Source organism: Roseovarius sp. YIN77 (assembly GCF_057219155.1).
In genome coordinates, this window is record NZ_JBXVVI010000009.1 from 58,193 (window position 1) to 81,034 (window position 22,842).

Annotated in this window: 29 protein-coding genes; 13 read left to right on the forward strand and 16 right to left on the reverse strand. The window is 55.6% G+C overall.

The features are described from left to right. Positions 1-36: 36 nt before the first annotated feature. On the reverse strand, positions 37-450 hold the full coding sequence (locus AC2D8P_RS09800; RefSeq protein ID WP_484702334.1) for a hypothetical protein: 414 nt from the start codon (positions 448-450) through the stop codon (positions 37-39). Positions 451-470: 20 nt separating this feature from the next. Continuing rightward, positions 471-1,673 carry a pyridoxal phosphate-dependent aminotransferase gene (locus AC2D8P_RS09805; protein ID WP_484702335.1) on the reverse strand — a complete coding sequence of 401 codons (1,203 nt, stop codon included), beginning with the start codon at positions 1,671-1,673 and terminating at the stop codon, positions 471-473. Positions 1,674-1,760: 87 nt separating this feature from the next. Here AC2D8P_RS09805 and AC2D8P_RS09810 point away from each other — a divergent pair, with 87 nt between their 5' ends. From AC2D8P_RS09810 to AC2D8P_RS09820, 3 genes are read left to right on the forward strand one after another with little or no spacing between them, the layout of a single operon-like run. Continuing rightward, positions 1,761-2,162 carry a helix-turn-helix domain-containing protein gene (locus AC2D8P_RS09810; RefSeq protein WP_484702336.1) on the forward strand — a complete coding sequence of 134 codons (402 nt, stop codon included), beginning with the start codon at positions 1,761-1,763 and terminating at the stop codon, positions 2,160-2,162. Further along, positions 2,155-2,421 carry an FAD assembly factor SdhE gene (locus AC2D8P_RS09815; RefSeq protein WP_484702337.1) on the forward strand — a complete coding sequence of 89 codons (267 nt, stop codon included), beginning with the start codon at positions 2,155-2,157 and terminating at the stop codon, positions 2,419-2,421. The genes AC2D8P_RS09810 and AC2D8P_RS09815 overlap by 8 nt, the downstream gene beginning before the upstream one ends. 58 nt (positions 2,422-2,479) lie before the next feature. Continuing rightward, the gene (locus tag AC2D8P_RS09820; RefSeq protein WP_484702338.1) at positions 2,480-2,977 is read left to right on the forward strand and encodes a MarR family winged helix-turn-helix transcriptional regulator; all 498 of its coding nucleotides are present in this window, start codon (positions 2,480-2,482) and stop codon (positions 2,975-2,977) included. On the opposite strand, the gene AC2D8P_RS09825 is transcribed toward AC2D8P_RS09820, so the two are convergent. Genes AC2D8P_RS09825 through AC2D8P_RS09845 form a run of 5 tightly spaced genes read right to left on the reverse strand, consistent with a single transcriptional unit; the run spans position 2,971 to position 6,403 of the window. Further along, positions 2,971-3,717, reverse strand: a complete 747-nt coding sequence (locus AC2D8P_RS09825; RefSeq protein ID WP_484702340.1) for a DUF1194 domain-containing protein — start codon at positions 3,715-3,717, stop codon at positions 2,971-2,973. The two genes, AC2D8P_RS09820 and AC2D8P_RS09825, sit on opposite strands and share 7 nt — an antisense overlap. Then, the gene (locus AC2D8P_RS09830; RefSeq protein ID WP_484702342.1) at positions 3,714-4,412 is read right to left on the reverse strand and encodes a DUF1194 domain-containing protein; all 699 of its coding nucleotides are present in this window, start codon (positions 4,410-4,412) and stop codon (positions 3,714-3,716) included. The genes AC2D8P_RS09825 and AC2D8P_RS09830 overlap by 4 nt, the downstream gene beginning before the upstream one ends. Positions 4,413-4,419: 7 nt before the next feature. Further along, a complete protein-coding gene (locus tag AC2D8P_RS09835) occupies positions 4,420-5,115 on the reverse strand; it encodes a DUF1194 domain-containing protein (RefSeq protein ID WP_484702344.1) in 696 nt (231 codons plus the stop codon). Beyond that, positions 5,082-5,510: a VOC family protein gene (locus AC2D8P_RS09840; RefSeq protein ID WP_484702346.1), complete on the reverse strand. Its 429-nt coding sequence runs from the start codon at positions 5,508-5,510 to the stop codon at positions 5,082-5,084. Before AC2D8P_RS09840 ends, AC2D8P_RS09835 begins: the two co-directional genes overlap by 34 nt. Before the next feature lie 11 nt (positions 5,511-5,521). Beyond that, complete coding sequence (locus AC2D8P_RS09845) at positions 5,522-6,403, reverse strand: DUF817 domain-containing protein (protein ID WP_484702348.1); 882 nt, start codon at positions 6,401-6,403, stop codon at positions 5,522-5,524. A gap of 112 nt (positions 6,404-6,515) precedes the next feature. Between AC2D8P_RS09845 and AC2D8P_RS09850 the strand changes: the two genes are divergently transcribed. From AC2D8P_RS09850 to AC2D8P_RS09860, 3 genes are read left to right on the forward strand one after another with little or no spacing between them, the layout of a single operon-like run. Then, positions 6,516-7,346, forward strand: a complete 831-nt coding sequence (locus AC2D8P_RS09850) for a thymidylate synthase (RefSeq protein ID WP_484702350.1) — start codon at positions 6,516-6,518, stop codon at positions 7,344-7,346. Then, positions 7,346-7,831, forward strand: coding sequence for a dihydrofolate reductase (locus tag AC2D8P_RS09855; RefSeq protein WP_484702352.1), 486 nt, complete (start codon positions 7,346-7,348; stop codon positions 7,829-7,831). The genes AC2D8P_RS09850 and AC2D8P_RS09855 overlap by 1 nt, the downstream gene beginning before the upstream one ends. Positions 7,832-7,859: 28 nt before the next feature. Continuing rightward, on the forward strand, positions 7,860-8,819 hold the full coding sequence (locus AC2D8P_RS09860; protein WP_484702354.1) for a restriction endonuclease: 960 nt from the start codon (positions 7,860-7,862) through the stop codon (positions 8,817-8,819). A gap of 490 nt (positions 8,820-9,309) precedes the next feature. On the opposite strand, the gene AC2D8P_RS09865 is transcribed toward AC2D8P_RS09860, so the two are convergent. Further along, positions 9,310-9,516: a cold-shock protein gene (locus tag AC2D8P_RS09865; protein WP_484702356.1), complete on the reverse strand. Its 207-nt coding sequence runs from the start codon at positions 9,514-9,516 to the stop codon at positions 9,310-9,312. 216 nt (positions 9,517-9,732) lie between these two features. On the opposite strand from AC2D8P_RS09865, the gene AC2D8P_RS09870 reads away from it, so the two are divergent. Continuing rightward, positions 9,733-10,071, forward strand: coding sequence for an arsenate reductase family protein (locus tag AC2D8P_RS09870; protein ID WP_484702358.1), 339 nt, complete (start codon positions 9,733-9,735; stop codon positions 10,069-10,071). Positions 10,072-10,094: 23 nt separating this feature from the next. Continuing rightward, on the forward strand, positions 10,095-10,451 hold the full coding sequence (locus AC2D8P_RS09875) for a DUF4064 domain-containing protein (protein ID WP_484702359.1): 357 nt from the start codon (positions 10,095-10,097) through the stop codon (positions 10,449-10,451). A gap of 11 nt (positions 10,452-10,462) precedes the next feature. Here the strand turns inward: AC2D8P_RS09875 and AC2D8P_RS09880 are convergent, their stop codons facing one another. The 5 genes from AC2D8P_RS09880 to thrS form a co-directional block, all read right to left on the reverse strand. Then, on the reverse strand, positions 10,463-11,017 hold the full coding sequence (locus AC2D8P_RS09880; RefSeq protein ID WP_484702361.1) for a DoxX family protein: 555 nt from the start codon (positions 11,015-11,017) through the stop codon (positions 10,463-10,465). Beyond that, the gene (locus AC2D8P_RS09885; RefSeq protein WP_484702364.1) at positions 11,014-11,772 is read right to left on the reverse strand and encodes an HvfC/BufC N-terminal domain-containing protein; all 759 of its coding nucleotides are present in this window, start codon (positions 11,770-11,772) and stop codon (positions 11,014-11,016) included. The genes AC2D8P_RS09880 and AC2D8P_RS09885 overlap by 4 nt, the downstream gene beginning before the upstream one ends. Next, a complete protein-coding gene (gene bufB, locus AC2D8P_RS09890; protein ID WP_484702366.1) occupies positions 11,772-12,632 on the reverse strand; it encodes an MNIO family bufferin maturase in 861 nt (286 codons plus the stop codon). The genes AC2D8P_RS09885 and bufB overlap by 1 nt, the downstream gene beginning before the upstream one ends. 85 nt (positions 12,633-12,717) lie before the next feature. After that, positions 12,718-13,032, reverse strand: coding sequence for a BufA1 family periplasmic bufferin-type metallophore (locus AC2D8P_RS09895; RefSeq protein ID WP_484702368.1), 315 nt, complete (start codon positions 13,030-13,032; stop codon positions 12,718-12,720). A gap of 224 nt (positions 13,033-13,256) precedes the next feature. Beyond that, on the reverse strand, positions 13,257-15,203 hold the full coding sequence (gene thrS, locus AC2D8P_RS09900) for a threonine--tRNA ligase (RefSeq protein ID WP_484702370.1): 1,947 nt from the start codon (positions 15,201-15,203) through the stop codon (positions 13,257-13,259). A gap of 155 nt (positions 15,204-15,358) precedes the next feature. Between thrS and AC2D8P_RS09905 the strand changes: the two genes are divergently transcribed. Then, on the forward strand, positions 15,359-16,099 hold the full coding sequence (locus AC2D8P_RS09905) for an alpha/beta hydrolase (RefSeq protein ID WP_484702372.1): 741 nt from the start codon (positions 15,359-15,361) through the stop codon (positions 16,097-16,099). A 3-nt stretch (positions 16,100-16,102) separates the two neighbouring features. Beyond that, entirely contained in the window at positions 16,103-16,531 is a 429-nt protein-coding gene (locus AC2D8P_RS09910; protein ID WP_484702374.1) for a VOC family protein, read from the forward strand. A gap of 84 nt (positions 16,532-16,615) precedes the next feature. Here AC2D8P_RS09910 and phaZ read toward each other — a convergent pair whose 3' ends face one another. Then, a complete protein-coding gene (gene phaZ, locus AC2D8P_RS09915; protein WP_484702376.1) occupies positions 16,616-17,887 on the reverse strand; it encodes a polyhydroxyalkanoate depolymerase in 1,272 nt (423 codons plus the stop codon). Positions 17,888-17,994: 107 nt separating this feature from the next. On the opposite strand from phaZ, the gene phaC reads away from it, so the two are divergent. The 3 genes from phaC (at position 17,995) to phaR (ending at position 21,087) form a co-directional block, all read left to right on the forward strand. Further along, complete coding sequence (gene phaC / locus AC2D8P_RS09920; protein ID WP_484702378.1) at positions 17,995-19,806, forward strand: class I poly(R)-hydroxyalkanoic acid synthase; 1,812 nt, start codon at positions 17,995-17,997, stop codon at positions 19,804-19,806. A gap of 144 nt (positions 19,807-19,950) precedes the next feature. Beyond that, on the forward strand, positions 19,951-20,394 hold the full coding sequence (locus tag AC2D8P_RS09925) for a phasin, PhaP (RefSeq protein ID WP_484702380.1): 444 nt from the start codon (positions 19,951-19,953) through the stop codon (positions 20,392-20,394). A 135-nt stretch (positions 20,395-20,529) separates the two neighbouring features. Further along, complete coding sequence (phaR, locus tag AC2D8P_RS09930; RefSeq protein ID WP_484702382.1) at positions 20,530-21,087, forward strand: polyhydroxyalkanoate synthesis repressor PhaR; 558 nt, start codon at positions 20,530-20,532, stop codon at positions 21,085-21,087. 18 nt (positions 21,088-21,105) lie between these two features. Here phaR and AC2D8P_RS09935 read toward each other — a convergent pair whose 3' ends face one another. Together AC2D8P_RS09935 and AC2D8P_RS09940 are read right to left on the reverse strand one after the other, a co-directional pair. After that, positions 21,106-21,912: an ABC transporter permease gene (locus tag AC2D8P_RS09935; protein ID WP_484702384.1), complete on the reverse strand. Its 807-nt coding sequence runs from the start codon at positions 21,910-21,912 to the stop codon at positions 21,106-21,108. After that, positions 21,909-22,793, reverse strand: coding sequence for an ABC transporter permease (locus AC2D8P_RS09940; protein ID WP_484702386.1), 885 nt, complete (start codon positions 22,791-22,793; stop codon positions 21,909-21,911). Before AC2D8P_RS09940 ends, AC2D8P_RS09935 begins: the two co-directional genes overlap by 4 nt. Positions 22,794-22,842 lie beyond the last annotated feature (49 nt).

Genomic DNA, 22,842 nt, shown 5'->3' on the forward strand with positions numbered 1-22,842 from the left:
CCGAGGTTTTAGGGGTGAAAGGAAGCAGAGCCAGGCCTATTCGTCAGTTTCGTCCTTTGCCACCCGGTCGGCCTGCTTGCGCACAATGACCGTGCGCAGGTCATGCATGGCTAGCAAAAGCGCATCGTTGAACCTATCCAACTGATCATCGCTGGCGCGGGATTGAATCCATTGCGCCGTCAGGTTCAGCTGATCAATGGTGCGAAAAATGTCATCCACCTCGCGCTGGTCCAACAGTGCGGTGCGCGCATCCGTCCATTTCTGGATCGCGGCCATGTCTTCGTCGGTCAGGGCCTTTTTGCCATTGGCCCGGATTTCGCCGTTGCGAATGTTCACATTGGCAATGTGATCCATTTCGATCCGACGATGGCGGTTTTCCGTGTCCAGCCGAAAGACTGACGCGCCGTTTTCCTTGATCCGAAAGTAATAACCTGGCAGTTCAGCAGCCATCGTTCCCCCGTCGATACGTCTCAACTCAGCCCGTTGCAAAAGGCCTGAATGCGTGTACAGGCATCCAGCAATGCCTCATCAGACGTAGCGTAGCTGACCCGGAAGTTGGGCGAAAGCCCGAAGGCCGCGCCAAAGACCACCGCAACGCCGGTTTCTTCCAACAGCGCCGTTGCAAAAGCCTCGTCATTGTCAATCACCGTGCCGCCTGCGCTGGTCTTGCCGATGCAGCCCGCGACCGAAGGATAGACGTAAAACGCCCCCTCTGGTGTTGCACAGCTGATCCCGGGCGCGGCGTTCAGCATGTCGACCACCATATTGCGGCGACGCACGAATACATCGTTATGGGCGGCCAGAAAATCCTGTGGCCCGTTCAGGGCCTCCACCGCTGCCCATTGGCTGACCGAACATGGGTTCGATGTGGATTGTGACTGGATTTTGCGCATCCCTGCGATCAGTTCTTCGGGCCCACCCGCATAGCCGATCCGCCAGCCGGTCATGCAATAGGCCTTTGAAACGCCATTGGTGGTCAACGTCCGGTCATAGAGGCGCGGTTCGACCTCGGCTGGGGTGCAAAACTTGAAATCATCAAAGGCCAGATGTTCATACATGTCATCCGACATCACCCAGACATGGGGATGGCGCATCAGCACATCGGTCAGCTCTTTCAGCTCGTCCCAGCTATAGCCCGCACCAGTTGGGTTCGAGGGAGAGTTGAAAATCAGCCATTTGGTCTTTGGCGTGATCGCGGTCTCCAACTGATCGGCGGTCAGCTTGAAATTGGTCTGAACCGACGCTTCGGCAATCACCGGCGTGCCGCCCGCCAAAAGAACCATATCCGGGTAGCTGACCCAATAGGGGGCTGGGATCACGACCTCATCGCCAGGGTTCAGTGTGGCCATCAGCGCGTTATAGAGGATCTGTTTGCCGCCCGTGCCGACGCTGATCTGGGCGGGTGTGTAATCCAACCCGTTTTCGCGCTTGAACTTGGCGCAAATCGCCTGTTTCAGCTCTGGAATGCCATCGGGCGCGGTATAGCGGGTGTGACCGGCGTCAATGGCGGCCTTGGCGGCATTACGGATATTTTCCGGCGTGTCGAAATCCGGCTCACCCGCGCTCAATGCGATGATATCGCGCCCTTGGGCCGCCAGTTCCTTGGCCTTGGTGCTGATTGCGATGGTGGGGGAGGGTTTGACGCGGGAAAGTGTCGCAGAAAGAACAGACATGACGTGCACCGGTTTGAAGTGGGTTTTGCCATGTCTTAGGCTGCGCACAAGCGGCGTTCAAGTGAATTGCCTGAAAGAGGAAGTAACATGTCTGATTCAATGGCTGATTGGTACAGCGACGAAACCGCAACCTTTGGCGACCGGCTCGCCGGCGCACGAGAGGCGGCAGGCATGTCTCGTGCTCAAATCGCAGAACGTTTGGGCGCCTCAATCGATGTGATTGAGGCCTGGGAGGACAATGTCGCAGAGCCGCGTTCAAACCGGCTGATCCGTTTGTCGGGTATTTTGAATGTCTCGGTCATGTGGCTTCTGAATGGTGAGGGGGATGGCGTGGCCGCCCCGGATGATTTAGGGCAAACCGATCCGCGCATCGGCGAGGTCTTGTCAGAGATCGCTGTCTTGCAGCGCCAGATGACCCAAAATGCAGAACGCCTGACCCGGCTGGAAACCCGGCTGCGTCAGATTTTTCAGGCAGAACAAGATGACTGAGCCCGCCGATATTCGCCTAAAACGTCTGCAAATGCGATCCATGCGGCGCGGGATAAAGGAAATGGACATCATCCTTGGCGGCTTTTCCCGCCGCGCCATGGCCGATCTGACGCCGCAAATGCTGGATCTTTACGAGGCATTGTTGGACGAAAACGATCAAGACCTCTATCAATGGGTGTCCGGTCAGGCGACGGCCCCCACTGCCTATTCCGACCTGATCCTGCATATTGCAAAAGTGCAGGAAGCACGTGAAATTTAACTGAAAATTCGCACTTCTATACGCATCCTCACCCCATACCCAATGGGCGGAGGATGACATGAGCTATCAAACACAGCTCGGACTGTCGCAAAACAAGGGCTTTGTGGCCGGATATCTGGAAGTGCTGGCTCTGGTCGAACGGCTGCACCGGCTGCTCTTGGATGTGATCAAGGATGAATTTGAACGGGTCGGCATTCTGGATATCAACGCGGTCCAGGCCCTTCTTTTGTTCAATATTGGCGATCACGAGGTCACCGCCGGGGAGCTGAAATCACGCGGCTATTATCAGGGCTCCAATGTCAGCTATAACCTGAAAAAGCTCGTGGATATGGGTTACATGCATCACAAGAAATGCGAGGTTGACCGCCGTTCTGTCCGCGTGCGCCTGACGCCGAAGGGGCGCGAAATCCGCGACATCGTGGCGAAACTTTTTGCCCGCCACGCCGAGGGGCTGCAGTCAAAGGGTGTTTTGGGGCGCGGTGGCATCGACGATATTGGTGCTGCCCTGAAACGGGTCGAACGATATTGGACGGATCAGATCCGGTATATTTACTGACCCGGGTTCAGCGCCGACAGGGACATCGCCTTGATCTCTCGCAATAGCTTGCGGATCATCGCCCGTTCAAAATCCCTGAAGCCAAAGGCGGTTTCGGAAAAGGCGCCAGGGCCCATGATGACTTCTGCCTTGAAATATTCGGTCAGCCAATACTCCCCGTCTGCGTTCAGGCTGTCTGCCGCCGGGACATCGGGCGCAATGGCCAAGGTGTTGATTGTTATGCCGCTGGGCAGCAAATCCGGCTTTACATCGCGTGGGCGGGGCCCCGCGTTGGATTTGCCGTCCCCGCTTAGATCCAGGGCGCGCAGATCGCAATCCTGCGTTGACAGTTGCGCAGCACCAAATCTCATCGCGGTCCCGATCGCGTTGTTCGGATTTTCAACCCAGCTGTTCACTTCGACCCTGATCCGCATGGCGCGCAATTGCCCTGCGATCTGGGCGATGACTTGCCCGTCTTCGATCTTGGTCCAGGGCAGCAGCACAACCTGATAATGCGGCCCGCTCCATTCATAGACCAGCAAATAGACCGGCCGGTCAGGGGTTGCCAACAATGCGTCGACGACATCGGGATGTTCCAACGCATTTGCCAGCCCGCCCAGTTGCAGCTGATATTCGTACCGGTCAACCGAACCGGATACATCCAGCCCCAGCGCAAGTGCCTGTCGACAGGCCGAATGGGCAGGCAGGGCAGTAACGCTGGCCAGGATCAGTGCGATTAGACATCGCAGGGTCGCTGTCATGGCCTTGGCTCCGACCCGGAAAGGCCCACCACCATCGTCCCAATTTCGCGGATCAGCTTACGTTCCATCGCCCGTTGGTAAGAGGCGAAATTTGCCGTCACTTCGACAAAGGCACCGGGCCCACGGATCACCTCTGTCAGGTAATGGGCAAGCAGATCAGGATGGTGGCCCACAATCACCAACCCGTTCACGGTGACATGGTCCAGATCAAGCTCTGCATAGGCTGATTTTGGGTCATAGCCATGGTTGTGAAATCCGTCGCCAGAGATATCCAGTGTTTGGCGCGCACAAGCCGGGGCTCTTTCAAACAGGTGGGCTGCGTATTTTATGGCGGCCCCAATGGCGGTGGGCAGGTCGCTGCGCTGGCGTTGGGCCGCATGGATCGTCTCTGCCGCCGATTGCAAGGCGGCGGGACCGGTTAGAACCGTCCAGTCCAGGACCAGGTTCTGATGCTGTAAACCACTCCATTCATAGGCCGAAATGGCAACATCACCCGACCCGGAAAACAACAGCGACTGCACTTCGGGTGACAGCAGCGCCGCCGCCAACCCATCGCGTTGCAACACATATTCACGCTCATCGACTGACGATGACACATCCAACGCCAGCGCCAACGCCAATTGGCAAGCCGCTGTGGCGGGCAGGGGGCAGGCGATCAACATGGCGCCAAACAGCCTGATGATAAGGCGTCTCATGTCACTGTCATCGGATGTCCGACGCGCCGATCACCATCGCTCCAATTTCACGCAGCAATTTGCGCTGCATTGCCGCTTCGTAATCGTCAAAATTCGGCGTGACCTCGACAAAGGCACCGGGCCCTTTGATGACATCGGTAATGTAATAGGCCACCAGATCAGGGTGATCCTGAACGATCACCAATCCATTCACCGTGACATGATCCAACGGGAAGGCCCGATAGGCATGATGTGGGGCAAACCGGTGATTATGCTTCCCATCGCCAGAGATATCCAGAACATGGCGGTCACAGTCCGGGGCGCGGTGAAACAGGCCAGACGCATAGCCGATCGCCGGGCCCATAGAGGTCGGCATATCATCGCGGCTGCGCTGGGCGGCATGAATGATCTCTGCCGCGCGTTGCAAGGCATCTGGTTCGGTCAGCATGGTCCAGTCCAGGATCAGGGATTGATCGTTAAAACCGCTCCACTCATAGACAGATATGGCGACATTGCCCGCGCCGGAAAACAACATGGCCTGAACATCGTCGGATAAAAGCGCCGCCGCCAGCCCATCGCGTTGCAACACATATTCCCGTTCATCGACCGACGATGACACGTCCAGCGCCAGGGATAACGCCAGTTGACAGGTTGCAAGGGCCGGGGCCGCACAGACCCCGGCGATCAGGCTTACCAGTGCCCCGAATTTTCCATACTTGCCCATGGCTCTTGCGGCGGTAAATTCGCGCCCTTTTGCAGCAATTCAATAGAGATATTATCAGGTGAGCGGACAAAAGCCATATGTCCGTCGCGCGGTGGGCGGTTGATGGTGACGCCATTGTCCATCAGCGTCTGGCACATCGCGTAGATATCATCGACCTGATAGGCCAGATGCCCGAAATGACGGCTGTCCGATGGCAGGCCCTCATCCCCGTCCCAGTTGTGGGTCAGTTCCAGCGGGCAGTCCTCTTGCCCCTCTGGCGCCATGAAAACCAACGAGAACCGACCGCCCTCATTGTCCCAGCGGCGGGTCTCTTTTAGGCCCAACAGCGCGTAAAAGGCCATGGATTTTTCCAAGTCTGCGACCCGGACCATTGTGTGCAGATAGCGTGTCGTCATGTTATGTATCCTCAGTTGGACGGGCTTGGCCCTACCAGAGCCTGCCGCGTGGCCGGGCGCAAGGGGCGCGCGCTCAAATGATCGCGATAGACCAGCGTGACGGTGGCGAAGCTGACATAAAGCAGCAGATACCAGGACCCCATTTTAGACAGGCTGGTCATGGCAAATTCAGACGTTCCGGCATAGACCCACGTGCCCGTCAGCGTGCCGATATTTTCCGCAAGCCACAGGAAAAAACTGGATAACAGCGCTGCGACAGGCAGGGGCATCCAGCGCGGCGCGTCGCCTACGAAAAACCAGATGCGTGTGCGCCAGTACAAGATGATGGTGCCCGCAAACAGCGCCAGCCGGATATCGGGCAGGAAATGGTGGGCAAAGAAATTCACATAAATCGCCACCCCCAAAGCAACCGAAACCCAATAGGGCGGAAAAGGCGCAAACCGCATGTCAAAAATCCGGATCACCCGCGCCATGTAGGACCCGACAGAGGCATACATAAAGCCAGAGAACAGCGGCACGCCCATCAGCTTGAACAGCCCCAGTTCCGGGTAGCCCCAGCTGCCCATCTTAAGCTTGAAGATCTCCATCACCGTCCCGGTCAGATGAAACAGCAAGATCACCTTCGCCTCGCGCCAGCTTTCCAGCCCGGCCCACAGAAACGTCACCTGCACCGCAATCGCGAACATCAGCAACCCGTCATACCGGCTGAGCGCCCAATGGTCCTGCCACAGCGCCTTGGACAAAATGATCGCCCCCAGCATCAGCCCGCCGAACAGACACGCCCAGCCCTGTTTCAGCACGAACATCACAAATTCTGTGACGCCGGGATGCAACCGCGCCCGCGCCCAATCGCCCAGTTGTCGTTCGATATACCGTGTTCCGCGATCCGCCATGCCCCATCCATAGCAGCCCGGTGAAATCCCGCCAATCCACCTGATATCGTGGTTTCTATGTCGCTTTTCCCAAGATATAGTAAGGTTCGACTCGGCTGATAGGAGGAGCCCGATGCGCCAATATCTCGATGCCCTGCAGCAAATCCTGGATCAGGGGGAGGAGACGTCTGATCGCACCGGCACCGGCACAATCTCCCATTTCGGGATGCAGATGCGGTACCCCCTTGCGGATGGCTTCCCACTGGTCACGACCAAGAAACTGCACCTGAAATCCATCATTCACGAGCTGCTCTGGTTTCTCGCCGGTGACACCAATATCAAGTATCTCAAGGATAACGGCGTCTCGATCTGGGATGAATGGGCGGATGAAAATGGCGATCTTGGCCCGGTCTATGGCCACCAATGGCGACATTTCCCCAAACTCACCCCCAGCGGCAAGGCTGATGGCGAACCGCTCTATCGTAAACGAGAGGTCGACCAGATCGCCGAACTGATCGAGGCGATCCGCAAAACCCCCGACAGCCGCCGCCTGATCGTGTCGGCCTGGAATCCCGCCGATGTCCCGCAAATGGCGCTGCCGCCCTGCCACACCATGTGGCAGGTCAAAATCCTGAACGGGCGGATACATCTGCAGCTCTACCAACGCTCCGCTGATATGTTCTTGGGCGTGCCCTTCAACATCGCGTCTTATTCGCTGCTCTTGGTCATGCTCGCCCATGTCACCGGGTATGAACCCGGCGATTTCGTCCACACCATCGGCGACGCGCATATCTATTCCAACCACATGGATCAGGTGCGTGAACAGCTGTCGCGCGACACACGGCCCCTGCCACAGCTGCGCATCAACCGCACCGTCACCGACCTGTTTGATTTTAAGTTTGAGGATTTCGACATCTTGAATTACGACCCGCACCCGATCATCCGCGCACCGGTGGCTGTCTGATGATTTCGCTCGTCGTGGCCCGCGATCGTAACGGCGCGATTGGCCGGGATGGTGACATCCCGTGGCACCTGCCAGAAGATTTAAAGTTCTTTCAGCGTGAAACCATGGGCAGCGCCGTCATCATGGGCCGGCGCACATGGGACAGCCTGCCGGATTTCGCGCGGCCCCTGAAAAACCGCCTGAACATCGTCGTGTCATCGGGCCGCCCCGAGGGCGCCGAACATGTGGTGCCATCCATCGAGGCCGCAATTGATCTGGCTCGCGCCCATGGCCATGCGAGGCTCTACGGGATCGGAGGCGCCGGCATCTACCGCGCCCTTCTGCCCCATGCCGACCGGTTATTGATCACCGAAGTCGACATGGCCGTCGAAGACGCCGACACCTGGTTTCCGGAATTTGAGGAAGCGGACTGGCGGATCAGAGAGCGGATTGTGTTGCGCGAAGACGGGCCGAAGGCCGAGGCGGTGGAGTGGTTGAGGGGGTGAGAGAAAACGACAAAAAACGATACTACAAATGACCTTAGAGTTTAAGAAATTTGAGCAGCTAGTGGGAAGAATTTATCGGGTTCTAGATCCACATAGCGAAGTTAATGTGGATGTCCGGGTTCTAGATCCAGATGGTACCGGTAGTAAGCGTCAGATAGATGTCGTGATCACCAATGGTGAATCAAAAACATATGTTGAGTGCCGCGATCGCGCGAAATCTCAGGATGTTATGTGGATTGAAGAACTTATTGGCCGCAAGCAAAGTTTGAAACCAGATCGCATGATTGGGGTCTCGTCTAGTGGTTTTACAGAACCGGCTATCAGGAAAGCTAAAGCTCAAGGGATAATTCTTCGAACTGTTAATGAAATTGATGACCTTGAGATTGAGAGCTGGACAAAGAAGGTCAAGCTTAGCTTCAGATATGCTACTTTCCACAACCCAACTTTTGTTTTCACAACTAATGTTAAGTTGGGGAGAAAACGATTGGATCAAGTTTTTTTAAGCCTTGCTCGAACAGGTCGAATTTCACAGTGGCTAACGGATTTGGGTTTTGAGCTAAAAGATAAGTTTCATGAAGTGGGGGTGTTTCCTATGACCGTAGAATTGAAGCTATCTGAAGTAAGTCTTCTCGAAAGTTCATATGCCAACATTAAGAAAATAGAGCTAGAAACGTTTGTTTCCTTTGGGGAAGAAAGCATACAAATAGGTGCTTCTCTAAATTCCATCATTCCAGCTGCAAATGTGCCTGATGAACTCAACATATTTAAATTTGAAGGGGAAAGAGGGTCGCTGTTAAAGACAGATGATTTGTTTGTTTGGCATGTTGACTGTTCGTCATTCGATGTACCCGAAAACAGCTATCCATTAGGAGATATTCGGCTAACTTTTGCTCAACCGGTCACAATGAACGGCGCGATAATCGAGGGTTTTAAGCCCAAAAATAGGCCGCTAATGGATGTGATGTTGTCCGAGAGAACCAGTAAATAGCCGCGAAGCAGCAAAATTATTCGAAAAACCCCGCCCGGCATCGCCGGGCCGCGCCGACCCGCCCCATGGGCGGCGCGTTCGCACCACCCCGGGTCAGTCGCGGCCCTGTGTAGCTCCACATCACGCCGACCGTTCATCGGGTTTATGGTGGGGTGAAACCCCACCCTACATGTTGTTGTAGGGTGGGCATTCTGCCCACCGATTTCCGGCACCTCTTTTCACCACCCAAATCATCGGCCTTCTCTCGCATCATCTGAACATCCTGCCCCGATCCGATGAACAAACCCGCACCCGTCCGCGCGCCCCGTTCATCCGGCCCGCGCTAAAATTCGCACCGTCGCAATACCGACAAAATACCGACGTGCCACAGCATGCTCAAACCCCGTAAAATAAGGGCGTTAACCTTTGTGCCGCCCAAACCGGGTGCCAGACATGAAAACACCCCCGAAACGCGGGTGCGCCGGGGGTGTTTTGATTGGTCGGGAAACGCTTACAGCGTTTTCAGATCCACAGCGGATTCGCGTCCATCGCGTCCTGCTTGCAGTTCAAATTCCACTTTCTGGTTATCTGCCAAACCGGTCAGGCCGGAACGCTCTACAGCAGAGATATGCACGAACACGTCCTTGCCGCCGCCATCAGGCGCGATAAAGCCGTAACCCTTTGTAGTATTGAACCATTTTACGGTGCCAGTTGCCATCCGTAGTCTCCCATTTTAGAAACCCGCGCGGAATTACACGGGGTGGTGCAGCCAGGTCTTCAGGTCTTCCGGCTGCCCCAAAAGAGAGAGGCGGACGTCAAGAAAAACTGTTGTCACGGTATAAATCCTGATGGTTTTTTCGATTATTGGCAAGCAATATCCCTTACCCCAGCCGCTCTGCCCCCCTATATTGGGCCGAGGTAACAAGAGGGTGACATGCGTATCTACGGGCTGAAAAATTGTGACACATGTCGCAAGGCGCTGAAATCATTGGTGGAATCAGGGCGTGATGTGGTGTTGGTTGACGTGCGCGCAGACGGGATCAGCACCGATGATCTGGCCCGGTTACATCAGGCCTTCGGCGATCAATTGCTCAACACCCGCTCCACCACATGGCGCGGATTATCAGAGGATGATCGCGCCCGTAACCCATTGGAATTGATCGCAGAACACCCCGCATTGATGAAACGCCCCGTTGTCGAAAGCGATGATCGATTGACGCTGGGCTGGGACAAGGCAACCGCGGCATCGTGGTTGCAAGCCATTGTAACGTAACGAGAAAGAGCAGGAGTAAAGATATGAGAAACGCAGCACTGATGCTGGGCCTGATCGGCGGGATCATCGGCATGATCACCGGATTTTTCAGCTATGGGTATACAGAGTTCATCGACTGGCTGGGCGACAATTCCGGCCCACTTCACCAGGTCGAAAATGTCGGTCTGATCCGCACCGTTAGCCTGATCGCGCCCCTGCTGGCCATCGCCGGCGGTGCGATGTCCCGCTCCAACGCCAAAACCGGTGGCATCCTGATGCTGGTCTCCGCCGCAGGTATGCTCTACGCCTTTGGTTTTGGTGTCTTTACCATGTTCCCCATTGCCATGTGCGGGCTTGGCGGCCTCTTGGCCTTGACCGCCACCAAACCTGATCCACATTAGGTTTCAATAGGTTAGGATGATTTGAAAATCCTGTCGATTGACAGTGGGCCAGCCCCTTTCAAGACCAGAAGCAATAGCAGGATGATCCACAACAGGCGTTGATCCAGAATCAGACCATCGGGCATGCCGTCAAACCACGCGCCCAACGTTTCTGCATGGGCAATCGCGCCGTGCCCGAACAGGTCGGTCAGTGTTTGCACAATGATGAACCCGATCATGCCCAGGGCGGCAAGGCGCGTGCACAGCCCCAAAACCAACAAGGCTGGCAAGACAAGTTCAGAGATCGTCGCAAAGACGATGATCGCATAGTGGAACGTGCCGAACTGCGACACGTCATAGCCCACAGCCTCCATCTGCCGCGGGAAGATCTGAACATAAGCACCCAGCGAGGGCGATAATATCGTCGACACGGTCCCGTCTGCCGTCTTGGTCAGCGCGCTGTTCCAGTAATAAACCAGCAGCGTCGCGGCAAACGCAAATCGGGCCAGGGTCGGCAAAAGCCAGGCCCCGAACAGCCGGTCCAGCATTTCGAATAGGCCGTCATGTATCGATAAAATCAGTCTCATCCGTCATCCCCTTGGGTCAAGCCTGTTATCACCCCGCCCGACAGCATCGCCGACAAGGTCGTGGTAAGATCAAAGTTTTCTGAGGCCTCTGCAGCGCTGTCCGCTGCCTGACCAAAGCTTTCGCCGTTTTGCAGCGCGCCGATAAAACGTGCCCCGCCCGTGGGCAGCAAGATCACCACCGGGTCCAGATCGGGGCGGGCGATCAACACATCCTCGGGCGTCGCATCCGGCTGGTCGCCCCCTTCCATCGCTGCGCGCCACAGGGAAAAGATCGGCCAGGGCGAGGACAGGACATGGGCAGACGGGGCAATAGAGAAATGGGCCCGCATCAACATATCCGGTGACAAGTCTTGCAGCTTTTCCGGGCTGATAGCGGCGGCATCCGCCGCGTGATAGGAGCGTCGCCGGGCCAGATCAATCCGGGCCAGATCGGGCAGATATTCAATCTGTTTGACCGGTTTAAAACCGGCCAGAAACTCTGGCATGTCTTCGCCATAAAACATGATCAGCGGCGAAGACGGCGGATGCTGCCTAAGATACACTCCGCTGAGCAACCGAAAATTATCGTCGCCTAATATACGGTGAAGCGATGGGAAGGCAGTGATCAGCGCCTCTGTCAGGCTGACCGCGACATTGTTGCGATAGACGTTGAACCGCTTGCCCGCACCGCGCCCCTCTGGATCAACCAGCCCCTCGGGCACATCGTGATCGGGGTTCAGCATCGCATTGGTAAAGGCGGTCTGGTCCACACGCATCAGCCAGCTACCCTGTCTAGGATACGTGCTGCGCGGCGCGCTTCTTCGGCCAGAACCGGCCAGTCCGGCACATCGGTATCCCATTCGATCAAGGTCGGCAGGGGACCGGTTTTGGTGATGGTGTAGTCATACAAAGCCCAGACTGGATCGACGACCTCTGCGCCGTGGCTGTCAATCAACAGGGGTTCCCCCATATCATCGGCATCCTCATCATGGCCGCCCAGATGTATTTCGCCGACCTTGTCCATCGGGAAAGCGTCGATATAGGAACGGGCATCGGTTTTTTGATTGGTCGCAGAAACAAAGACATTGTTTACGTCCAGTAGCAGCCCGCAGTCAGCACGTTCAGTCAGTTCAGAGAGAAACTCAACCTCGGGCATCGTGGTCTCAGAAAAGGCAAGGTAACTGGACGGGTTTTCCAACAGCATCTGTCGCCCGACCGCGTCCTGCACCTCTTTGATGTGGTCAGCGACACGGGTCAGGGTTTCTTGCGTGTAGGGCAGGGGCAGCAGGTCGTTGAAAAAATGCGTGTCATGAGTAGACCAGGCCAGATGTTCGGAAAATCGTGCCGGGTTCAGCCAGCCAACCAGATGAGCCAGTCGTTTCAGATGGTCCTTGTCCAGCGGCCCTTCGCCGCCAATGGACAGGCCTACGCCATGGACGGAAAAGGCAAACCGTTCGGCCAGCGCACGCAATTGAGAAATCGGGCGGCCGCCATCGCCCATATAATTTTCGGCGTGGATTTCCAGCCATTTCACCGGTTCGGCATTTTCAAGGATATCTGTGTAATGCTGCGGCTTGTACCCAACGCCAGGGCGGTTGGGCAGCTTGTCAAACGGATGTCGTGCAGCATCAAGCATAATGATAACGAGCCTAAGAATCTGTTGGGGATAATCAATAGTGCATTCCCACCATCGGCGGGAATGCACATGTTTGTCAGAAATATTACGACGCAGGAATGTCGCGATCCAGCGCTTGCTGCGATCCTTTGCGTGCTGTGCCGTCCGCCATAGCTGGGAGGTTTGCAGAATCACAAGCGTTTTGACCGACCAGCTTCCATGCATTGCCCTGATAATCCACGGTCGAGGTGCCAGCACATGTCGTGCCCGGACCGGCAGCGCAATCATTTTCACCTGCCAGGGCGATCCCGTAGCATTTTACTTGTTCATTGCCGCTGGCAGCGGCGGGAATTGTCGAATGTGCGGTCAAAGCAGCGGCAACAGCACTTGCAACGGCGAGAGTTTTTACTTGGTTGGACATGGGAATTTCCTTTGTTTTGATTTGGTATCACGTTCGCAGTGACACCCAAAACCTAGCCCGCCCGGTTCCAAACAAACCACTCACAACGGCGTCAATCACACGTGTGTGACGCTAGGTTATGTACCGTGAAGATAGAATTTCCCTAACTCATTGAAAAATAACACATACCTCGCGAAACTTTTTGTCGCGCAAGGTATGATTTTCTCATGATCCAGGCGAAACCCTTACAAAAGATCGGGTGCGGTAGCCTCTGTCGCAAGCGCGCTCACAACGCTGTGAAGCTCTTCAACCCTGGTCTGTTTCTCACCCAGGCGGCGTAGCGTTACGGTTTTGTCCTCAACTTCCTTCATTCCAACCGCCAAAATGACGGGGACCTTGGCATGGGAATGCTCGCGAACCTTGTAGTTGATCTTCTCGTTGCGAACATCGGCCTCAGCTCGGACACCAGCCTTGCGCAATTCGGTCACAACCTCGTGCACATAGTCATCGGCATCCGATATGATTGCTGCCACGACCACTTGACGCGGCGCCAGCCAGAAGGGCAGGCGGCCAGCGTGTTCCTCGATCAGAATGCCGATGAAGCGTTCGAACGATCCCAGCGTCGCCCGATGCAGCATCACGGGGCGGTGCTTGTCGCCATCAGCCCCGATATAGTTTGCATCCAACCGTTCAGGCAGCACAAAATCCACCTGATGGGTGCCACATTGCCAATCACGGCCGATGGCGTCGGTCAGCACAAATTCCAGTTTCGGCCCATAAAACGCGCCTTCGCCTGGGTTCATGTCTGGTTCAATTCCGGCGGCTCGGGTAGCAGACAACAATGCAGCCTCTGCCTTGTCCCATACCTCATCCGATCCGGCGCGTGTGTCTGGCCGGTCAGAGAATTTGACCTTGAAGCTTTCAAAGCCCAGATCAGCGTAGACCGCAGACAGAAACCGGATGAATTCCGCAGTTTCGGATTCAATTTGATCCTCGGTACAGAAAATATGCCCGTCATCTTGGGTAAACCCACGCACCCGCATGATGCCGTGCAGTGCGCCCGATGGCTCATACCGGTTGCATGACCCAAACTCTGCCATCCGCAAGGGCAGATCGCGATAGGATTTCAAGCCCTGATTATAAACCTGCACATGGCAGGGGCAGTTCATGGGTTTCAGCGCATTCACCGCTTTTTCGCGGGCGTGTTCCTCGTCTACTTCAACGATGAACATGTTCTCCTGGTACTTTTCCCAATGTCCAGAGGCCTCCCACAGCTTGCGGTCCACGACCTGGGGGGTGTTGACCTCGACATAGCCCCCGGCGCGTTGCTGGCGGCGCACGTAATCCTGCAGCTCTGTATAGATCGTCCAGCCGTTCGGGTGCCAGAACACCTGACCGGGTGCTTCTTCCTGCATGTGGAAAAGCTTCATCTCGCGGCCCAGTCGGCGATGGTCGCGCTTTTCGGCCTCTTCCAGGAAATGCAGGTATTTCTTCAGACCGTCGCGGTTTTGAAAGGCCACGCCGTAAATCCGCTGCAACATCGCGCGATTGCTGTCACCACGCCAATAGGCACCGGCCACGCTCATCAGTTTGAACGCATCCGCGGGCATTTGGCCGGTGTGCTGCAAATGCGGACCACGGCACAGATCCTGCCAGCCCCCATGCCAATACATGCGCAGCGGCTCATCCCCCGGGATCGCGTCAATCAGCTCTACCTTATAGGGTTCACCATTGTCGGTGTAATACTGCACGGCGCGGGCACGTTCCCACACTTCAGTCGTGACAGGTTCGCGGGCGTTGATGATGTCTTTCATCTTCGCCTCGATCTTACCCAGATCTTCGGGCGTAAACGGTTCCGCCCGGTCAAAGTCGTAATACCAGCCGTTTTCAATCACCGGGCCGATCGTGACTTTTACATCCGGCCAGATCTCCTGCACCGCACGTGCCATGATATGTGCCAGATCGTGCCGGATCAGTTCCAGTGCCTGCGCCTCATCCTTCATCGTGTGGATGGCAATTTCTGCATCCTCATGGATCGGCCATTGCATATCCCAATGCGCCCCGTTCACGGTGGCGGAAATGGCTTTTTTGGCCAGCGAATTGGAAATTCCGGCGGCAACGTCGGCGGGCGTTACGCCAGCCGCGAATTCACGCGCATTGCCATCAGGAAAAGTCAGGGAGATTTGTGCCATTTCGGCCTCCTCGTCAGTTTGGCGCCCACGGAACGCCCGGTTGCGGGTTATGTGATGGGCGTTATGTGGCGGCTTTGGTGCGCAAAGTCAACGGGGCGATTGCCGCCCCCGGCCCAACCGATTAGTCTTGGGCCGAAAAGAGCACAGAGGCACAAATGGCAGATTTCATCACCACCGATCAGGGTCGCAAATTGGCCTATCACTACACCCATGGCAAATCACCTTGCGTGGTGTTTCTGGGTGGGTTCAAATCCGATATGGAAGGCACCAAAGCCGTCCATCTGGAGGCCTGGGCCCGCGCTCGCGGGCAGGCCTTTCTGCGCTTTGACTATTCCGGTCACGGCGAATCGTCCGAGGCGTTCGAGGATGGATCAATCGGTGACTGGGCCAATGATGCGATTGCCGTCATTTCTGCGGTGACACGTGGGCTGTTGGTGCTGGTTGGTTCGTCCATGGGCGGCTGGATTTCCCTTTTGACCGCCCGCGCCATTCCCGATCGCATTGCCGGGCTGGTCGGCATCGCTGCCGCCCCCGATTTTACCGAGGACAGCATGTGGGCCAGATTTGACGCCGCTCAACGCAAAGAGCTGGAGGAAAACGGCCGCGTTCTGCTGCCTTCCGACTATGATGAACCCTATGTGATCACCCGCAAACTGATCGAAGATGGCCGCGATCAGTTGGTCCTGCGCGATCCGCTGCTGCTGACCTTTCCAACTCGGTTCCTGCAAGGCACGGCGGATGCCGATGTGGATCAATCCGTGGCACTTCGGCTGATGGAACACGCCAATGGGGATGATATCCGCCTGACGCTGGTGAAAGGGGCAGATCACCGGTTTTCATCACCCGACTGCTTAGCGCTGATCGAAACCGCAATTCTCGACACTCTGGAAAGCTAGAAAATGGAACAACGTGTAAGCCTAATCACCCTTGGCGTTTCTGACATTGAACGGTCTGCCGCATTTTACACGGCGTTGGGCTGGCAACCGGTCGATAGCCCGGCTGGCGTTGTCGCCTTTGATTTGATCGGCCAGACGCTTGGGCTTTATCCCAAGTCGATGCTGGCGCAGGAACTGGGAATAGAAGAGACGTCAATCACCGGATTTTCCGGCATCACACTGGCCCATAACCTGCGTACCAAGGAAGAGGTCGCACCGCTTCTGACCCGGGCCGAACAGGCAGGCGGGCGGATCGTCAAATCGGCCCAAGACGTATTCTGGGGCGGCTATCACGGCTATTTTGCCGATCCTGACGGCCATCTGTGGGAGATCGCCTTCAACCCATTCTCACCGCTGGGATCTGCCGGCGAATTTCAATGGAATGGCGCCTGAAACACGCCATCCTCGTTTCTTTTTGGTTGAAATACTCCCGCCGGAGGCGAGATCAAAACCGTGCGCCGCAGGCGTTCTGCTGGGTTAAACCGCTTTCAACTTTGCCTTGGCGCGTCGCCGCGGGCGTTTGGTGTTGGCGTCGATAAACTCCAATACCAATGGTCGGATGTTGTTGCGCCAGCTCTTGCCTGCAAAAATCCCGTAGTGACCTGCGTCAGGCTCCACATGGCTGGCTTTTTTGTCCTCAGGCAACCCGGTCAGAAGTTCTAATGCGGCAATACACTGTCCCGGCGCGCTGATGTCGTCCTTGGTGCCTTCGACGGTTTTAACCGCCACATCAGTGATCGCGGCAATGTCGACCTTTTTGCCGGCCACGATAAACTCATTGCGGGCGATCTCTCGCTTTTTGAAAATCCGCTCAACCGTCGACAGGTAAAACTCTGCGGTCATATCCATCACCGCCAGATACTCATCGTAAAACCTGTTGTGCTTGTCGTGATCGCCTGCCTCTTCTTTGGCCACCCGCAGGATTTGTTCGCCAAAGGATGTGGCATGGCGTTCCGCATTCATTGAAATAAAGGAAGCGAGCTGCAGAAGGCCGGGATAGACCATCCGTCCAGCACCTGCATATTTGAATCCAACACGCTGAATGGCAGTTTCTTCAAGCTGGCCCATCGTCACCCGCCGACCAAAATCCGTCACGTCGGTTGGCGCGGCGTCCGGGTCGACCGGACCACCGATCAATGTCAGGCTGCGCGGTTGGGCATCGGGCTCTTCTTGCGCCAGATAGGCGGTTGCCGCCAGGGCCAGCGGCACCGGCTGGCACACTGCGATCACATGTGTATCCGGCCCCAGATGGCGCAGGAAATCCACCAGATACAGCGTATAATCCTCGATATCGAACTTGCCTGCGGAAACCGGGATATCGCGGGCATTGTGCCAATCGGTGATCCAGACCTCGCAATCGGGCAACAGGCTTGCCACGGTTGACCGCAATAGCGTGGCATAGTGGCCGGACATCGGGGCAACCAGCAGCACGCGGCGTTTCTTTTCCGGGCGCCCTTGCACGGAAAACCTGATCAAATCGCCAAAGGGGCGAGATATTTCATGGTCGATGTTTACGATGTGGTCGCGCCCATCATCGCTGACGACGGTTTGGATGTTCCAATCTGGCTTGGCCACCATGCGGGCGAATGTGCGCTCGGTCACCTCGCCCCAGGCTGCCATCGTTTTGAAAAACGGATGCGGCATCAGCCCGGTCCAGGGGTAAGAGGCCGCTGCCAGCGCCGTGGCCCCTAACCATTGGTTGGTATTGCGCATGGTTTCCATCAGGTCGTAGGTGGCCATGTATCGCATTTCAGCTTCCTTTGTCGCGCCCGCATCAATTCGCCGCTTTGTCACACTGGCGTAATGATATATGCTTATGCTGCAGTTGCAGCGTAAGCTAGTCAGGAAATTTCATAATGGCAAGTGATCACGACATTTTTGAAAAGGATCAAACGCCGGCCCAGCTGGAAGCAATGCAGCAAAACCTGGCCAGGGCAGAGGAGCTGACACAGCGCCTCATGGCTGCATTGTCGAAAAAAGCCGACGTTAATCCCGCTTTGGAAGGTCCGGGTCAGGATCTTTATATGAAAACCGGCGCGGCGCTTTGGTCGCAAATGGTGACCGATCCGGCCAAGATTTATGAAACCCAGGTGGGCTATTGGGCCCAGACCTTGCAGCATTTCGTGGATATGCAGCAGGCAATGGTTGCAGGCCAGGTCGAATCGCCAGCCCCGGAAATTGCGTTCAAGGACCGGCGCTTTGCCAATCCGCTGTGGCGTACCCATCCCTATTTCAGCTTTGTCCGCCAGCAATACCAAACCAATGCCGATGCGATGCGCAATGCCGTCAGCGCGGTCGAGGATCTGGATGACAAGGATCGCCAACGCCTGACTTATTTCACCGATCAGATCATTGACATGCTGGCCCCAACGAATTTTCTGGCCACCAACCCGGATGCGTTGGAACGCGCGGTAGAAACCGAAGGGGAATCGCTGGTCAAAGGGTTGGAAAATCTCGTTCGGGATTTAGAGGCCAATGATGGTGATCTGTTGGTGACCCTGGCGGAAAAGGACGCCTTTGAACTCGGCAAGAACATTGCCACCACACCGGGCGAAGTTGTCTATCGCAACCGGTTGTTGGAGCTGATCCAATACACCCCCAAGACCGAAACCGTCCACAAGACCCCGCTTGTCATCTTCCCGCCCTGGATCAACAAATTCTACATTCTGGATTTGAAACCGGCAAATTCCCTGATCAATTGGATTGTTGAACAGGGTTACACTGTCTTTGTTGTCAGCTGGGTGAACCCGGATGAAAGCTATGCCGATGTCAGCCTCGAAGATTACATCGAAGAGGGCTATTTGACGACGATCAACGAGGTCAAATCCATCACTGGTGAGCCAGAAGTCAATGCGATCGGCTATTGCATCGCTGGCACCACCCTGTCGATGACCTTGGCGCTGATGAAAAAACGCGGCGATACGTCGGTGAAATCAGCGACATTCTTCACCACCCTCACGGATTTCAGCGATCAGGGCGAATTTGCCGTCTTTTTGCAGGATGATTTCGTCGACGGCATTGAACGGCAGATCGATCAGGACGGCATCCTGAAATCCTATTTCATGTCGCGCACCTTTTCCTATCTACGTTCAAACGACCTGATCTACGGACCCGCGATCAAAAGCTACATGATGGGGGAGGCCCCGCCGGCCTTTGACCTGCTCTACTGGAACGGGGACAGCACCAATTTGCCTGGCTGCATGGCCAAGGATTATCTGCGCAAACTGTGCCAGAAAAACCGGTTTGCCGATGGTGGGATTGAACTGTTTGATGAGCTGTTGCAACTCGGCGATATTGATGTTCCGGTTTGTGCGATAGGCTGCGAAACCGATCACATCGCCCCGTGGCGCGCAAGCTTTGAAGGGATCAGACAATTCGGGTCGCGGTCAAAGACCTTTATCATGTCTGAATCAGGCCACATCGCCGGGATCATCAACCCACCGTCGAAAAAGAAATATGGGCACTACACCAATACCGGGCCGCTGAAGAGCGCCGAGGAATGGCTGGCCAGCGCTAAATTCAATGATGGTTCGTGGTGGCCACGCTGGGAAAAATGGCTTTCTGCGAAATCCGGTGAACAGGTTCCGGCTCGCCTTCCGGGTGATTCCAACCACCCACCGTTGTGTCCGGCACCCGGGATTTATGTAAAGAATCTCAGAAGCGATTGAAATTAAATCATTTTAAAATTATGCTGCACTGCAGAAAAAACCTTGAAATGCTGCAGTGCAGCATGTATATAGTTCTCACAAGATGAATTCCCGTGGGCCTCTCCTCTCCCTTCTTTCCCTCCCCACGGACTAGGAGTGATTAAAATGGCAAAAGCACAACAAGACTTCACCAAAGTCATGCAAGATATGCTGGGCGCATTCCCGGTAGACACCAAAGCTTTTCAAGACGCTTTCAAATCTCAGGCTGTCCTGGGCGAAAAAATGTCCAAAGTTGCCCTGAGCGCAGCTGAACAATCCGCTGAGATTTCTTCGAAATGGACCAAAGACACCATTGCGCGTCTGGGCGATGTTTCCACTGTCAAAGCAGAGCCGACCGATTACAGCAAATCGATCACCGACTTCGCATCTGCTTCTGCAGAGCAAGCTGCCGAAAACATGGCTGCCTTTGCTGAAGTTGCCAAAAAAGTTCAGATGGAAACCGTTGAACTGATCCTGGCTGCTGGCAAAGAACTGGGCGAAGACGCAACAACTGCTGTCAAGAAAGCCACCGACGAAGTCACCAAAGCTGCCAAAGCTGCTTCTAAGTAAGTGACTGACGAATAACAGCGCGCCTCCTCCCTTAAGCGCTGTGAATTAGGCGGGTCCGTTTGGGCCCGCCTTTTCTTTTTCTTGCAATTATGTGGGGCTGACCTAATCTCTCTGCACTGCAGAAGGAATCTTGCCGTGTCCAGTAATGATAAACAGCTCCTGATCAAACGCTATGCCAGCCGTCGGTTATACAATACCGAAAGCTCCGATTATGTGACGTTGGAAGATATCGCCGGGTTTATCCGGGAAGGGCGCGAGGTGCAGATTGTCGATCTGAAAACCGGCGATGATCTGACCCGTCAATATCTGTTGCAAATCATCGCCGAACACGAAAGCCGTGGTGAAAATGTCCTGCCGATCAACGTCCTGACGGATCTGGTGCGCAGCTATTCAACCCAGGCGCAAAGCGTGGTGCCAGAGTTTCTGGCCAGCTCGTTTGAAATGCTGCGCGAAGGCCAAAGCAAGATGATGGAAAACATCGGCACCATTAATCCAATGGCCAATATGCCGGGGTTCGAGGCGATGCGCGCGCAGCAAGAAGCGTTCATCAACGCGATGACAAATGCCTGGGGGACGGCGGGCGATGCTGCACCGCAAACACCAGAGGCCAACGACAAGGACGAAACCAGCGAAGAGCTGAAAGCCATTCGTCAGCAACTTGCCGAGCTTCAGTCGAAACTGTCCAAACTGTAGGAAGTCTTTCCGAAAAGCTTAGCGGATTACCTGCGGGCGGATCCGCAGCTTGCGCCGTTTGTCCTGTGGCAAGTGACGGTTGAGCCGCTTGTTCACCATTCCAAAAAATCCGATCACCACCAAAGTCAGCAAGATGAAATAACCCGCAAGGATCGGATAGGGCACAAAGGGGTTGAAGGTCTTGTCAGCGAAATAGTTGGCGTAATAGAGCGCGTCACCCTTTTGCTGCCAGGCCGGAAAGCCAGAGAAATAAACCAGAGTGGTGGCGTGAAATAGAAAGATCGCCTCGTTCGTATAGGCAGGCCAGGCCAGCCGCATCATCGTGGGCCAGACGATCCGTTTGAACCGGGGCCAACCGGTTAGACCATAGGCATCGGCCGCCTCTGTATCGCCCTTGGGGATCGACAAGAGCGCGCCATAAAAGATCTCTCCGCTATAGGCCGCAGTGTTTAAAAACAACACGATCAACGCGCCCAGCCAGGCGCTGGTGAACACGTCAAAGAACGGGCTGACGGATTTCAGGCTGAGAAACAGGAAATAGGCAAAGAAGAATTGGATAAACAGCGGCGAGCCGCGAAAGACAAAGATGAACCATTCCGCCGGTTTTCGGATCAGCGGGTTCGCGGCACTTTTCGCCACTGCGACTGTTGTTGCCATGAAAAATCCGGTCAACAAGGCCAGCACGCCGAAATAGATATTCCAGATCATCCCAGATCCGATCAGCGTGAATTGCTGACACAGGGTGAAATCCGATCGTGGCAGTAGGCGTTCACCGATGCCGATCGACCGGAACCCGTAATCTATGACAGTTTCCCAGCAACTCATGCGGCGGCCTTTCTCTGGGCTTCGCCGGCAGCAGTGGCCTGTCCTTTGGTCAGACGCTTCATGATCCGGCCAAGAGCAACTTCCGAGACTTTGGTAAAGGCGAGGTAGAAAATCAGCAGCGCCAGAAAATACCACATGCGCCAATCGGGATGCGGGTAATCAGTGAATTTCGCGGTTTTTGCCCCCCCTAATTCGCGCGCCCAGTAAACGATATCCTCAACGCCCAGCAGGAACAGCAAGGGCGTCGCCTTGATCAGAACCATCCACAGGTTTGACAGGCCGGGCAGGGCAAAGACCCACATTTGCGGCACAGTGATCCGCCAAAAAGCCTGGCGTTGGGACAGACCGTAGGCCTCTGCCGTTTCGATCTGCGCATGCGGTACGGCGCGCATTGCGCCATATAGGACGTTGGCGGCAAAGGCGCCAAAAACGATGGAAAATGTCAGGACTGCCAGAAAAAACCCATAGGTTTCATGCACCCATTGCGGCGATGTTCCCAATGGCAACTTGGCGGCCTCACAGACCACGAAATCGCTGCCCTGACGAATGGGTTCCGGCCAATCCGGGCATTTGACCTTGTGGCGCGTCCATTCAAAGGCCTGGTCAAGGGCGATGACGAAAAACAGGAAAAATGCGATATCGGGCACGCCGCGCACGATCGACGTATATCCCTTGCCCAGCCAGCGCAGTGGCGGGATATGCGAGCGGGCAGCCATAGCCCCGCCAAACCCGAACATCAGGGCTGCAGGTGCGGTTATCGCCAGCAAAACCAGAACCACAATGACCGAATAATAGATCGCAACATGCTTGCCTGTGGTCAGGTAGCATGACAGCCAGGTCAGGCCAGAAAGTGTGTCAGGATCGGTGCAATATGGAAACATGGACTTCGCAAAATTTGCGGGGTCACAAGGACCCCGCTATGTGATGCCA